This window comes from Streptomyces lavendulae subsp. lavendulae (assembly GCF_002803845.1).
Taxonomy (GTDB): domain Bacteria; phylum Actinomycetota; class Actinomycetes; order Streptomycetales; family Streptomycetaceae; genus Streptomyces; species Streptomyces lavendulae.
On sequence record NZ_CP024985.1, the window covers coordinates 2,513,412 to 2,526,248 of the forward strand.

Genomic DNA, 12,837 nt, shown 5'->3' on the forward strand with positions numbered 1-12,837 from the left:
ACCCGCCGGTCGCCTCGTGGCAGGCTTGCGTGTATGCAGCTCTCCCCCGCGCACCACGACGAACGACTGTCCGCCCCCCGCTCCTGGTGGGGCATCGCCGCCCTGACCGGGCTGGCGTGCGCGCTGACGCTGCTCCCGCTGGGCACCCTGCCGATGCTGGCCGGGCTGGTCGGGGGCACGGCGCTGGCGGCGCTGCTGGTCAGTTCGTACGGTTCCGCGCGCGTGCGCGTCGTCAACGGCTCGCTGGCGGCGGGCGAGGCCCGGATCCCGGTGACGGCGCTGGGCGAACCGGAGGTCCTGGACGCGGAGGAGGCCCGCGCCTGGCGCACGTACAAGGCCGACGTCCGCGCCTTCATGCTGATGCGCAGCTACGTGCCCACGGCGGTCCGCGTCGAGGTCACCGACCCGGCGGACCCGACGCCCTACGTGTACCTCTCCACCCGCGAACCCCGGGCCCTGGCGGCGGCGATCCGCGCGGCGCAGGCGGTCCCGGCGACCGGCGCCTGAGGGCCGGGCCGGGGCGTCCGGGGAGGGTCCCGGTCCGAGCGTCCGTGGGCTTCCGCCACGGCGAAGGCTCAGCGCGGCTCGTGCTCCGGACCCTCCAGTGCGGCTCTGCGTGCCCCGGGAAGGGGCTGGGAGGGGTCGTCAAGGGGCCGGGGCTGCGGGAGGTACTCCCAGGGCGCGGCCCGCCTGCGCAGGTCCGTACGCACCTTCTCGGCGAGTTTCCTGGTGTCCCGGCGGTTCATGACCGCGCCGACGGCCGCTCCGACCATGAACGGCATCAGGTTGGGCAGGTTGCGGAACATCCGCTTCATGATCTGCTGGCGCAGTTCGCGCTTCATCTGCCCGCCGAGCGCCGCGTTCAGCGTCGTCGGCTTGGTGAGGTCGATCCCGCGCTCCTCGGTCCATGCCGTCAGGTAGGCGGTGCTGCGGTCCTTCAGGGTGCCGGGCGGCCGCTGCCCGTAGACCTCGTGGAGTTCGGCGACGAGCTTGAGCTCGATCGCGGCGACGGCGGTGATCTCCGCGGCCAGCTCCGCCGGCATGGCGGGCGGAACCGGCAGCATCGCCGCGGCGCCGATGCCCGCGCCGACCGTGGAGGTGGCGTGGGCGGCCCCGGAGATCAGCTTGTCGGCCAGCTGATCGGGGTCCAGACCCGGGAACTGCGCGCGCAGGGTCGCGAGGTCCCGTACGGGAACGCGCGGTGCGTTCTCGATGATGCGGTCGGCGATGTACAGGGCGGCGGCCTTGGCGCCCTCGCCGCCCTTGCGCACACCGTTCTTGACGGCTTGCATCCGGCCGGCCCCGGGCTTGCGCTCCCGGGACCCCTCGTCGGCCGCTGTGGCCGGCGGCACCGCCTGGGCGGTGCCGTAGGGCACGACGGTCGTGTCGAGGGGCGGGGCGGCGGGGGTGCCGGGGCCCGTTTCCGGGCCCGTGGCCACCGCGCTCGTCTCCGCCGGACCGCCGGATTTCCGGAAGCGTCGCTTCCGAAAGGGCGTCGAGCCGGTCACCGCCGAGCCTCAGTCGCAGTCGCGACAGATCGGCTGACCGTTCTTCTCCCGTGCCAGCTGGCTGCGGTGGTGCACCAGGAAGCAGCTCATGCAGGTGAACTCGTCCGCCTGCTTGGGAAGGACCCGGACGGCCAGTTCCTCGTTGGAAAGGTCCGCACCGGGAAGCTCCAGGCTCTCGGCGCCGTCGAAGTCCTCGACGTCGACGTTCGAGGACGACTTCTCGCTGCGCCGGGCCTTCAGCTCTTCGATGCTGTCGTTGTCGACGTCATCGTCGGTCTTGCGTGGGGTGTCGTAGTCCGTTGCCATTTTTTCGCTCTCCCCCTCTGGGATTTAGCGGTGTCTCAGCGCACGTAACGCGCGAGAGGCCGGACTTGTGCCCGACCTGAGGCGGAGATTTTGCCTCACATCAAGGTCTGTTACTCAATCGACACCCAGCCGCACGCCCGAAGGAGCTTGTGGCTGGGATGACGACCGGGACCGTACACGGTCCGGGGGCCGTCTTGCACAAACGCCACCCCGTGTATTTCCCGCCACCAGGGGGGCCGGAAACCCGGACTTCCCGGGCTTTCCGGCCTCACCGGCATCACCGAACGCACATGACCGGACACTCGACACTGTGATCGATCACACAACTACCACCCGTCGCCCCACCCGGCCATTCCGCTGACAGCGAACAGGGTCCCGGGTGGATCAAAGGGGCAACGTGACACGCATCACGAGGCCACCACCCTCGCGCGGCGTCGCGAGGATGCGGCCGCCGTGCGCGCGCGCCACGGAGCGCGCGATCGACAGACCGAGCCCGACACCCTTGTCGCTGCCCGTGCGCTCCGTACGCAGCCGTCTGAAGGGCTCGAAGAGGTTGTCCACCTCGTAGGCGGGAACCACGGGACCCGTGTTCGAGACGAGGAGCACCGCCTGGCCGTGCTGGACCTCGGTCGTGACCTCCACCCAGCCGCCCTCCGGCACGTTGTACCGGACGGCGTTCTGCACCAGGTTGAGGGCGATCCGCTCCAGCAGGACGCCGTTGCCCTGGATCACGGCCAGTGCCCGCTCGCCGCGGATCTCCACGCCCTTCGCCACGGCCTCCGCGCGCGCCTGGTCGATGGCGCGCGAGGCGACCTCCGCCAGGTCGACCGGTTTGCGCTCGACGATCTGGTTCTCGCTGCGGGCCAGCAGCAGCAGGCCCTCGACCAGCTGCTCGCTGCGCTCGTTGGTGGCCAGCAGGGTCTTGCCCAGCTGCTGGAGCTCCACCGGTGCTCCGGGATCCGAGAGGTGGACCTCCAGCAGCGTCCGGTTGATCGCCAGGGGGGTCCGCAACTCGTGCGAGGCGTTGGCCACGAAGCGTTGCTGGGCCGTGAAGGCCCGCTCCAGGCGGTCCAGCATCTCGTCGAAGGTGTCGGCCAGCTCCTTCAGCTCGTCGTCCGGCCCGTCCAGCTCGATCCGACGGGTCAGGTCGGAGCCGACCACGCGGCGGGCGGTACGGGTGATCTTGCCCAGCGGCGAGAGCACCCGGCCGGCCATCGCGTAGCCGAAGGCGAAGGCGATGATGCTGAGGCCCAGGAGGGCCATCAGGGACCGGCGCAGCAGGTCGTCCAGGGCGTGCTTGCGCTGGTCGAGGATGCACTGTCCGATCGCGGCGTTGAACTGGTCGATCGACTGGTCGATGCCCACCCCGGAACAGGTGGTGCTGGAGACCTCGACCTTCTGACCGCCGACGATCTTGAACGGGAGCGCGTTGCCCTCCCGCAGCGCCTGGGCGGCCAGCAGGTAGATGATCGACAGCAGCAGGATCCCGGCGATCAGGAACATGCCGCCGTACAGCAGCGTGAGCCGTATCCGGATGGTCGGTCTCAGCCAAGGGAAGGGACCCTCGGGCTGGCCGGGGTCCCAGGTCGGTTTCGGTGGCGCCGTCGGTGGCGCAGGGGTCGCGGCCATCCGGTCAGATCCGGTATCCGGAGCCGGGCACGGTCACGATGACCGGCGGCTCGCCGAGTTTGCGGCGCAGGGTCATGACGGTGACGCGGACCACGTTGGTGAACGGGTCGGTGTTCTCGTCCCAGGCCTTCTCCAGCAGCTGCTCGGCGGAGACCACGGTCCCCTCGCTGCGCATGAGCACCTCCAGCACCGCGAACTCCTTCGGTGCCAGCTGGACCTCCTTGCCCTCCCGGAACACCTCGCGCCGGTTGGGGTCCAGCTTGATCCCGGCCCGTTCCAGCACCGGCGGCAGCGCCACCGTCGTGCGCCGTCCCAGGGCCCGGACGCGGGCGGTCAGTTCGGTGAAGGCGAAGGGCTTGGGCAGGTAGTCGTCCGCCCCCAGCTCCAGGCCCTCGACCCGGTCGCTCACGTCGCCGGAGGCGGTGAGCATGAGCACCCGGGTGGGCATGCCGAGTTCGATGATCCGGCGGCAGACGTCGTCCCCGTGCACCAGGGGAAGGTCCCGGTCGAGCACCACCACGTCGTAGTCGTTCACCCCGACGCGCTCCAGGGCCGCGGCGCCGTCGTACACGACGTCCACGGCCATGGCCTCCCGGCGCAGGCCGGTGGCCACCGCATCGGCGAGCAGTTGCTCGTCCTCGACGACGAGTACGCGCACGTCGTTTCCTTCCTTCGAGCCCAGAAGGGCACACGTGTATTGCGCCTCCATCCTGCCGGTTTCCGCCGTAAACCGGCTGTAAGGCGCCCCTGGGGCCGTCCGGGGACGGGTTTGCGGGGTGGATGAGGGGTGTGGATGGGGTGGAGGTGAGGATTCCCTCGTCTTACGAGGTTTCTGGGACCGGGGTGCCGGGGAGGACGTCAGCACACCCCAACCACTCCATGACGGCGGACTGCTCCGTGCTCGTCCGCCGCCGACCCACGAAGAGGGGGCGCACCCACCATGGACGCATTCACCGCGGGTCTTCTGCAGCGCATCAAAGCCACGCAGTCGGACCTCAGCAAGGCCCGTGAGACGGGCGACGACTACCTCGCGGATGTGGAGCAGGCCGAGCTGGAAGATCTCCAGCGGCTCGCGGCGGAACACGGCGTCGCCGTGACCGCCGCCTGACCCGTCGGCACCGGCACAGCAACACCCGGCACGAAAGCTCGAACGGGCCCCGGCCGCCGTCCGTGGCGGCCGGGGCCCGTTCCATGCCGTCAGTCGTGCCAGGCCCCGGCTTCCTCCAGCAGCGGCTGGAGCGAGGCGAACACCGCCGGGGAGGCCGCGAGCGTCAGCTCGCCGGAGGCGGGCTCCCCGGGCCGGCCGCCCGTCAGCGCGCCTGCCTCCCGCGCGATCAGCTCGCCCGCGGCCAGGTCCCACGGGTTGAGCCCGCGCTCGTAGTGCCCGTCGAGGCGCCCCGCGGCCACGTCGCACAGGTCCAGCGCCGCCGAGCCGCCCCGCCGGATGTCCCGCACCAGCGGGATGATCCGCCGCACGACCTCGGCCTGGTGGGCCCGCCGGGTCTGGACGTACGCGAAGCCGGTGCTCAGCAGCGCCTGGTCCAGCGGTGCGTCGGCCCGGCAGGCCAGCCGCTCGCCGCCCAGCCATGCGCCGCCCCCGAGCACCGCGTGGTACGTCTCGCCGCGCATCGGCGCCGCGACGACGCCGACCACGGTCTCGCCGCGGTACTCGGCGGCGATGGAGACGCCCCAGCTCGGCAGCCCGTAGAGGTAGTTCACGGTGCCGTCCAGCGGGTCGACGACCCAGCGGACCCCGCTCGTGCCCGGGGTGTCGGCACCCTCCTCGCCGAGCAGGCCGTCCTCGGGCCGGCGCTCCGCGAGCAGGCCCGTGATGAGCTTCTCGGCCGCGATGTCCATCTCGGTCACCACGTCGATCGGACTGCTCTTCGTCGCCGCCACCGCCAGGTCGGCGGGGCGCCCGTCGCGCAGCAGCTCACCCGCCTGCCGGGCGGCCTCCAGGGCCACTTCCAGCAGTTCGGCCTTCGACTCTTCGGAGATCACGTTCCCACTCCCTCACGCGTACGGGCTGTCCGCGCCCGCGGCGGCGGGCCGGGGCCCCCGCGCCGGGCAGCAGCCCACGGCACACAGATCATGACTCGGGCCCAGCAGGCCCAGCGCACAGCGCTCCACGCCCTCGCCCCGCTCCGCCGCGGCCCGCTCCAGCACGAGGTCGCGCACGGCCGCCGCGAACCGCGGGTCCGCGCCGACCGTCGCCGACCGGGCGACGGGCAGGCCCAGTTCGGCGGCCTTCGCCGTGGCCTCGGTGTCGAGGTCGTACAGGACCTCCATGTGGTCGGAGACGAAGCCGATCGGCACCATCACCGCCGCGGGGGCGCCCGCCGCGTGCAGGGCCTCCAGGTGGTCGCAGACGTCGGGCTCCAGCCACGGGACGTGCGGGGCGCCGCTGCGCGACTGGTAGACGAGCTCCCAGGGCCGCCCGGTTCCCGTCTCCGCCCGGACCGCGTCGGCGATCACCCGGGCCACGTCCAGGTGCTGCCGGACGTAGGCGCCGCCCTCGCCGTGCTCCTCGACGGGGCCCGAGGTGTCGGCGGCCGCGGTCGGGATGGAGTGGGTGGTGAAGACCAGGTGCGCGCCGTCGCGGACCTCCTCCGGCAGACCGGCCAGCGAGGCGAGCACGCCGTCGATCATGGGCTGCACGAAGCCGGGGTGGTTGAAGTAGTGCCGCAGCTTGTCGACCCGGGGCAGTTCGGCCACGCCCTCCTCCGCGAGGGTGGCCAGGGCGTCCGCGAGGTTCTCCCGGTACTGGCGGCAGCCCGAGTACGAGGCGTAGGCGCTGGTGGCCAGGACGGCGATGCGGCGCCTCCCGTCGGCGGCCATCTCGCGCAGCACGTCGGTCAGGTACGGGGCCCAGTTCCGGTTGCCCCAGTACACCGGCAGGTCCAGCCCGTGCCCGGCGAAGTCCTTGCGCAGCGCGTCCAGCAGCTCGCGGTTCTGCCCGTTGATGGGGCTGACGCCGCCGAAGCCGAAGTAGTGCTGCCCGACCTCCTTGAGCCGCTCGCGCGGGATCCCGCGCCCGCGGGTGACGTTCTCCAGGAACGGCACGACGTCGTCGGGTCCCTCGGGGCCGCCGAAGGACAGCAGCAGGAGGGCGTCGTAGGGGGCGGCGAGGCCTTCGGCCACGGGCGCTTCGGGGGCACGGAGCTGGTCTGACATGCCTCGAATCCTGCCACCCGGGGTTCGCCGTGGAGAACCGCCCGGTCCGCATCGCGGACGCGTCGCAGGTAAGGTGACCCTAAGTTCAATTGGCCGGACGGGGCTCCCGCGTCCGGTCCCCGTGCGGGTCCCGTGTCGGCGGTCGTAACCTGTATGGGCCGACGACGTCCCTTACGGAGACACCTTGCCCAGTCCCTATCGCGCGATCTTCGCGGCCCCCGGCACCAAGGGCTTCAGTGCCGCCGGCCTCATAGGCCGGCTGCCGATCTCCATGGTGGGCGTCGGCATCCTGACGATGATCTCCGAGATAACCGGGCGCTACGCGATGGCCAGCGCCCTCACCGGCACCCTGGCCCTCGCCGCCGCGGTCATCGGCCCCCAGGTCTCCCGGCTGGTGGACCAGTACGGGCAGCGCCGGGTCCTGCGCCCCGCCACGCTGATCTCCGTCGCCGCGGTCGCCGGGCTCCTGCTGGCCGCCGCGAACGGCCTCCCCGACTGGACCCTCTTCGTCTTCGCCGCGATCGCGGGCTGCGTACCGAGCGTCGGCTCGATGGTCCGCGCCCGCTGGACCACGCTCTACCGGGACTCCCCCCGCGAGCTGCACACCGCGTACTCCTTCGAGTCCGTCGTCGACGAGGTCTGCTTCATCTTCGGCCCGATCCTCGCCATCGGGCTCTCCACCACCTGGTTCCCCGAGGCCGGACCGCTGATCGCGGCCGTCTGCCTGCTCGTCGGCGTCTGGCTGCTCACCGCGCAGCGCTCCACCGAGCCCGCCCCGCACCCGCGCGAGGCGCAGGCGAAGCGCACCTCGGCCCTGCGCTCCCCCGGTCTGCAGGTGCTGACGGCCACCTTCGTGGCCACCGGAGCGATCTTCGGCTCCATCGACGTGTCCACCCTCGCCTTCGCCGAGGAGCAGGGCAACAAGTCTTCCGCCAGCTTCATCCTGGCCATCTGGGCGGCCGGATCCTGCCTGGCCGGCATCGTCTTCGGGCTGCTCCATCTCAAGGGCCGGACGGAACGCCGGTGGGTACTGGGCATCTGTGCGATGGCCGTGAGTATGATCCCCCTCCTACTGGCCGGGAACCTTCCGTTTCTGGCCGTGGCGCTCTTCGTCTCGGGCCTCGCCATCGCTCCCACGATGATCACCACGATGGCCCTGATCGAAGCGCACGTCCCACGCGCGAAGCTCACCGAGGGCATGACCTGGATCAGCACCGGCCTGGCGGTCGGGGTCGCGGTCGGCTCCTCCGTGACCGGTCTCGTCATCGACGCGGCCGGCGCCCAGCGCGGGTACGTCGTCTCGATCGCGGCGGGGACGGCCGCGGCGGCGGTGGCGTTCGCGGGTTACCGCCGGCTGACGAGGCCGGCGCAAGGGGAGGAGCCTTCCACCGATGGCGACGGGGACAGCAGCGCAGAAGCACCGGCGGACCACGTGGCATAACTGGGCGGGCAACATCACCGCCACGCCCGCGCGGGTGGTGAGCCCGGCCTCGGTCGGGGAGCTCCAGGAGGCGGTCCGCAGGGCCGCCGAGGAGGGGTTGCGGGTGAAGGCGGTCGGCACCGGCCACTCCTTCACCGCGGCGGCCGCGACCGACGGCGTGCTCGTACGGCCCCAGGCCCTGGCCGGGATCCTGTCCGTCGACCGGGCCGCCGGGACGGTCACGGTGGCGGCCGGCACGGCCCTGAAGGACCTCAACCGGGCCCTGGCCGCCCAGGGGCTGTCGCTCACGAACATGGGCGACATCATGGAACAGACCGTGTCCGGCGCCACGAGCACCGGCACCCACGGCACCGGCCGGGACTCGGCCTCGATCGCCGCCCAGATCCGCGGCCTGGAACTGGTCACCGCGGACGGCCGGGTCCTGGCCTGTTCGGAGAAGGAGAACCCGGAGGTCTTCGCCGCCGCCCGGCTCGGCATCGGCGCCCTCGGCATCGTCACCGCCATCACCTTCGCGGTCGAGCCGCTCTTCTTCCTGACCGCCCGTGAGGAGCCCATGGCCTTCGACCGGGTGACCGCCGAGTTCGACCAGCACGTCGCGGAGAACGAGCACTTCGAGTTCTACTGGTTCCCGCACACCGGCAACTGCAACACCAAGCGGAACAACCGCAGCCAGGGCCCGGCCGCCCCGCCCGGCGCCGTCAGCGCCTGGGTGGAGGACGAACTGCTCTCCAACGGCGTCTTCCAGGCCGTCAACTCGCTGGGCCGCGCCGTCCCCGCGGCCGTCCCCGCGATCGCCCGGGTGGCCAGCCGCGCCCTGTCGGCGCGCACCTACACGGACATCCCGTACAAGGTGTTCACCAGCCCGCGCCGGGTGCGCTTCGTGGAGATGGAGTACGCCCTTCCGCGCGAGCGGCTGGTCGAGGCGCTGCGGGAGCTCAAGGCGATGGTCGACCGCTCCCCGCTGCGGATCAGCTTCCCCGTGGAGGTGCGCACGGCACCGGCCGACGACATCACCCTGTCCACGGCGTCGGGCCGGGAGAGCGCGTACATCGCGGTGCACATGTACAAGGGCACCCCGTACCAGGCCTACTTCACGGCCGCGGAGCGCATCTTCACCGCGCACGGCGGACGGCCGCACTGGGGCAAGGTGCACACCCGGGACGCGGAGTACCTCGCCGGGGTCTACCCGCGCTTCGGGGAGTTCACCGCGCTGCGCGACCGGCTGGACCCGGACCGGGTGTTCGGCAACGACTACCTGCGGCGCGTGCTCGGCGCGTGAGCCCCGGGGGGCGCCCCGCTCAGGGGGTGCGCTCAGGGGGTGCCCCCGCCCTGCGGCTGCGGCTGCGGGCCGTCGGAGCCCGATCCCGTTCCGGTGCCGGAGCCGGAGTCCGTTCCCGTGCCGCCGGTACCGGCTGTCGGGCCGGGCGGGGTGGCGGACTTCGAGGGCGCGGCGTCCGGGGAGGCCGACGGGGCCGGGGCCGAGGGCGTCGTGGAGGGCGTCGCTCCCGGGCCGGGGCTCCGTCCGCCGGAACCGCGGGAGGCCGAGGGGTCCGGGGAGGTCCCGGACCCGGGGGTCTTCCCGTCCTTGCCCCCGCGCTCGCCGGCGCCGCCGCCGTCCCGCCCGTCCCCGGAGGGCGCGGGGCGGTGGTCGGGGGCCTTGCGCGAGCCGCCCGACAGCAGGGTGCCGCCGTCGCTGCTGATCGAGGTTCCGGCGACGGCCTCGTAGGTCCCGAGGCCGCCGATGGCGAGGGCGAACGCCGCCCCGGAGGCCAGCGCCGTCCGCTTCCAGCCCCGTACGCGGGTGCCGTGCACGGTGGCCTCGCCGAACTCCTCCGGGATCCCGCCGGGGCCGGGCGCCCCTGCGGCCTCGGACGACGGCGCCCGGCGGGCCGCGGGGCGGGCGCTCCCGCGCAGTTGGTCGCCGGTGCGCCGGAAGACGTGCTGGATGACCGGGCCGCCCGCGGTGGCGACCACGCTCACCACGCCGGCGCCCAGGATGGTCCCGTAGACGCCCAGTTTCGAGGCGAGCAGGGCCGCCGCGACGGTCGCCAGGGAGGAGCCCGCGATCTGGGTGACGCTCAGATCGAGCTTCCGGCCTCCGGACTCCTCCGGTTCGCTTTCCCCCGCCGCCTTCTGACCCATCGCCATCCCGGGTGTGTCCTGCCTCTCGCGCTTCTCCTCTTCCAGCAGTTACTGACACCTGGGCGAAAGGGATAGTTCCGTTTCTGGGGATTCTGTGAAGCAAGACACCCGAAAACGGACCGGCGTGCAGGTGGGCCCCCTCGCGGACCCGATTTCGGGCAGCCCAACTCCCGCCACCCCGGACAAGTTCGGCGGCGCGGCGGTCCACCCAGGTGGCCCGAATGGAGTACTGTGGCGAGCCCTGGGGCCGTCCTTCCTTACGGATGTCCGGACTCGGGAGAGGGGCCGACTGATGGAGAAACGGCACTCAAGACCGGTGATGCCGCGGTATCGCACGGGCTCCTGCTGCGCACAGTAACCATTCGGTCACTGTGCGTGCCCAACAGGTAACCGTGCCATAACGTCGATCAAGGGCGCATGCCCGACACGCCGGTTTAACTCGGCAAGGTTGTGGCAGGCTGCACCCGGGCAGGCCACACTCGACTAGCGGAAGCAGCGACGCACGTGACGTCGGCAGGCACCACCCGGGAGGTCCCCATGCCCGAACTGCGTGTCGTGGCCGTCTCAAATGACGGCACACGACTGGTGCTCAAGGCTGCGGACAGCACGGAGTACACGCTTCCGATCGACGAGCGGCTGCGGGCTGCCGTGCGCAATGACCGCGCGCGCCTGAACCAGATCGAGATCGAGGTGGAGAGCCACCTCCGCCCCCGCGACATCCAGGCACGGATACGGGCCGGTGCCTCCGCGGAGGAGGTCGCGCAGCTCGCCGGCATCCCGGTCGACCGGGTCCGCCGCTTCGAGGGTCCCGTCCTGGCCGAGCGCGCCTTCATGGCGGAGCGGGCCCGCAAGACCCCCGTGCGCCGCCCCGGCGAGAACACCGGACCGCAGCTCGGCGAGGCCGTGCAGGAACGGCTCACCCTGCGGGGGGCCGACAAGGACTCCGTCCAGTGGGACTCCTGGCGCCGCGACGACGGCACCTGGGAGGTGCTGCTGGTCTACCGGGTGGCCACCGAACCGCACTCCGCGAGCTGGACGTACGACCCGCCGCGCCGGCTGGTCGTGGCCGTGGACGACGAGGCGCGCTCCCTGATCGGCGAGGCGGACGACCTGCCCTCGACCCCGGAGCCGACCTTCCCCTTCGTGCCGAGGATCGCCCGGCTGCCGCGCGACCGGCCGCTGGACCGCACCCTGGACCGGCCGTTGGACCGTGCCCTCGACCGGCAGCTCGAACGGGTCGAGGGGCGTGCCGTCCCCGCACCCGTCCCGGAACCGGAGGAGGAGCGGGACACGCTGACCAGCCTGCTGGAAGCGGTCCCGAGCTTCCGGGGCGACCTGGTGGTCCCGGACCGCACCGACCGGACCGAGGTCCCCGCCGAGGAGGCCGAGAGCGAGGAGCCCCCGGCCGCCGCCTCGGCCGGCGCCGGCACCGCGTACGCCGACGTGCTGATGCCGCGTACGGTGGCGGGCCACCGCGACCGGCTGACCGGAACGACGGACCGGCAGGCCGAGGCCGACGGGGTCCGCCCCGGGCGCCGTGCGGCGGTGCCCAGCTGGGACGAGATCGTCTTCGGCACCCGGCGCAAGAAGCAGGAGTAGCCGCCGGGCCGGCGCCCCCGAGGGAGCGCCGGCCCGGCGCGCACCGTCAGGGGTTCGGGCCGGTGGCCACCGGTCGCGCCGGGTCCGAGGACCAGTGCGACCAGCTGCCCGCGTAGAGGCCGGACCCGATTCCCGCCACTTCCAGGGCCAGTACCTCGTGCGCTCCGGACACCCCGGAGCCGCAGTACACGCCCACCTCGGTGTCCCCGGTGGCACCCATCCGGGCGAACCGTGCGCGCAGGGTCTCGGCCGGCAGGAACAGGCCGTCCGGGCCGACGTTCTCCGTGGTCGGGGCCGATACGGCGCCCGGGATGTGGCCGCCGACCGGGTCGATGGGCTCCACCTCGCCGCGGTACCGCTCGCCGGCGCGGGCGTCGAGCAGCAGTCCCGTACGGGCGAGCGAGGCCGCCGCGTCGGCGTCCAGGAGCCCCCGAGCACCCGGGTTTGGCTTGAAATCGCCCTCCACGGGAGTGGGCGTGTCGGCGGTCACCGCGCCGCCCGCGGCCGTCCACGCCGCCAGGCCCCCGTCCAGGACGCGCACGTCGGGGTGACCCGTCCAGCCCAGCAGCCACCAGGCACGTGCGGCGGCCCAGCCCTGCCCGCCGTCGTACACGACCACCGGCACGTCCGAGCGGACCCCGGCGCGGCGCATCACGGCGCCGAAGGCCTCCGGGTCCGGCAGCGGGTGACGGCCGCCCGACCCGGGCGGACCTGCCAGTTCACGGTCGAGGTCGACGTACACCGCGCCGGGCAGGTGCCCGGCCTCGTAGGCGGGGCGCTGGTCGGGGCCGCCCAGCTGCCAGCGGATGTCCAGGAGCACGGGCGGCCGGGAACCGGCCATCTCGCTCATCAGTTCGGAGGCCGAGAGGATCGCAGTCATGGGCTCATCTTCCTCCCCCGCCCGGACCCGCGTAACAAGCCGGACATGGACGGGCAGCAGTGATTCGGTCACTCTGCTCCGGGCCGTCGCCGCCCGGCCAGGTCGGGGCGCGCCGGGTCCCGCGGAGTGGAAGCATCAGCGGGTAACAGGGACACGAC

The 12,837-nt window shown here is 72.7% G+C and carries 13 protein-coding genes; 5 read left to right on the forward strand and 8 right to left on the reverse strand.

Annotated features, from left to right (window positions below; genetic code table 11):
- Nucleotides 1-33 precede the first annotated feature (33 nt).
- Complete coding sequence (locus SLAV_RS10390) at nt 34-507, forward strand: DUF3093 domain-containing protein (protein ID WP_030235189.1); 474 nt, start codon at nt 34-36, stop codon at nt 505-507.
- Nucleotides 508-575: 68 nt separating this feature from the next.
- On the opposite strand, the gene SLAV_RS10395 is transcribed toward SLAV_RS10390, so the two are convergent.
- The 4 genes from SLAV_RS10395 to SLAV_RS10410 form a co-directional block, all read right to left on the reverse strand.
- The gene (locus SLAV_RS10395; protein ID WP_030235193.1) at nt 576-1,508 is read right to left on the reverse strand and encodes a hypothetical protein; all 933 of its coding nucleotides are present in this window, start codon (nt 1,506-1,508) and stop codon (nt 576-578) included.
- A gap of 9 nt (nt 1,509-1,517) precedes the next feature.
- Nucleotides 1,518-1,814, reverse strand: a complete 297-nt coding sequence (locus SLAV_RS10400; protein WP_030235196.1) for a DUF4193 domain-containing protein — start codon at nt 1,812-1,814, stop codon at nt 1,518-1,520.
- Between the two features lie 384 nt (nt 1,815-2,198).
- Complete coding sequence (locus tag SLAV_RS10405) at nt 2,199-3,443, reverse strand: sensor histidine kinase (protein ID WP_030235200.1); 1,245 nt, start codon at nt 3,441-3,443, stop codon at nt 2,199-2,201.
- A gap of 4 nt (nt 3,444-3,447) precedes the next feature.
- The gene (locus tag SLAV_RS10410; RefSeq protein WP_030235203.1) at nt 3,448-4,101 is read right to left on the reverse strand and encodes a response regulator transcription factor; all 654 of its coding nucleotides are present in this window, start codon (nt 4,099-4,101) and stop codon (nt 3,448-3,450) included.
- 282 nt (nt 4,102-4,383) lie between these two features.
- Here SLAV_RS10410 and SLAV_RS41510 point away from each other — a divergent pair, with 282 nt between their 5' ends.
- Nucleotides 4,384-4,551, forward strand: coding sequence for a hypothetical protein (locus SLAV_RS41510; RefSeq protein ID WP_167456789.1), 168 nt, complete (start codon nt 4,384-4,386; stop codon nt 4,549-4,551).
- 89 nt (nt 4,552-4,640) lie between these two features.
- Here the strand turns inward: SLAV_RS41510 and SLAV_RS10415 are convergent, their stop codons facing one another.
- Both SLAV_RS10415 and SLAV_RS10420 read right to left on the reverse strand, forming a co-directional pair.
- Nucleotides 4,641-5,444: an inositol monophosphatase family protein gene (locus SLAV_RS10415; RefSeq protein ID WP_199922201.1), complete on the reverse strand. Its 804-nt coding sequence runs from the start codon at nt 5,442-5,444 to the stop codon at nt 4,641-4,643.
- Nucleotides 5,445-5,456: 12 nt separating this feature from the next.
- On the reverse strand, nt 5,457-6,617 hold the full coding sequence (locus tag SLAV_RS10420) for a ferrochelatase (protein WP_030235209.1): 1,161 nt from the start codon (nt 6,615-6,617) through the stop codon (nt 5,457-5,459).
- 184 nt (nt 6,618-6,801) lie between these two features.
- On the opposite strand from SLAV_RS10420, the gene SLAV_RS10425 reads away from it, so the two are divergent.
- Nucleotides 6,802-8,058, forward strand: a complete 1,257-nt coding sequence (locus tag SLAV_RS10425; protein ID WP_030235212.1) for an MFS transporter — start codon at nt 6,802-6,804, stop codon at nt 8,056-8,058.
- Nucleotides 8,009-9,337, forward strand: a complete 1,329-nt coding sequence (locus tag SLAV_RS10430; RefSeq protein ID WP_030235215.1) for a D-arabinono-1,4-lactone oxidase — start codon at nt 8,009-8,011, stop codon at nt 9,335-9,337. The genes SLAV_RS10425 and SLAV_RS10430 overlap by 50 nt, the downstream gene beginning before the upstream one ends.
- A gap of 32 nt (nt 9,338-9,369) precedes the next feature.
- Here the strand turns inward: SLAV_RS10430 and SLAV_RS10435 are convergent, their stop codons facing one another.
- Nucleotides 9,370-10,206, reverse strand: a complete 837-nt coding sequence (locus tag SLAV_RS10435; RefSeq protein WP_063760336.1) for a hypothetical protein — start codon at nt 10,204-10,206, stop codon at nt 9,370-9,372.
- A 531-nt stretch (nt 10,207-10,737) separates the two neighbouring features.
- Between SLAV_RS10435 and sepH the strand changes: the two genes are divergently transcribed.
- Nucleotides 10,738-11,799: a septation protein SepH gene (sepH, locus tag SLAV_RS10440; RefSeq protein ID WP_030235220.1), complete on the forward strand. Its 1,062-nt coding sequence runs from the start codon at nt 10,738-10,740 to the stop codon at nt 11,797-11,799.
- Nucleotides 11,800-11,845: 46 nt separating this feature from the next.
- On the opposite strand, the gene SLAV_RS10445 is transcribed toward sepH, so the two are convergent.
- The gene (locus SLAV_RS10445; protein WP_030235224.1) at nt 11,846-12,679 is read right to left on the reverse strand and encodes a sulfurtransferase; all 834 of its coding nucleotides are present in this window, start codon (nt 12,677-12,679) and stop codon (nt 11,846-11,848) included.
- Nucleotides 12,680-12,837 lie beyond the last annotated feature (158 nt).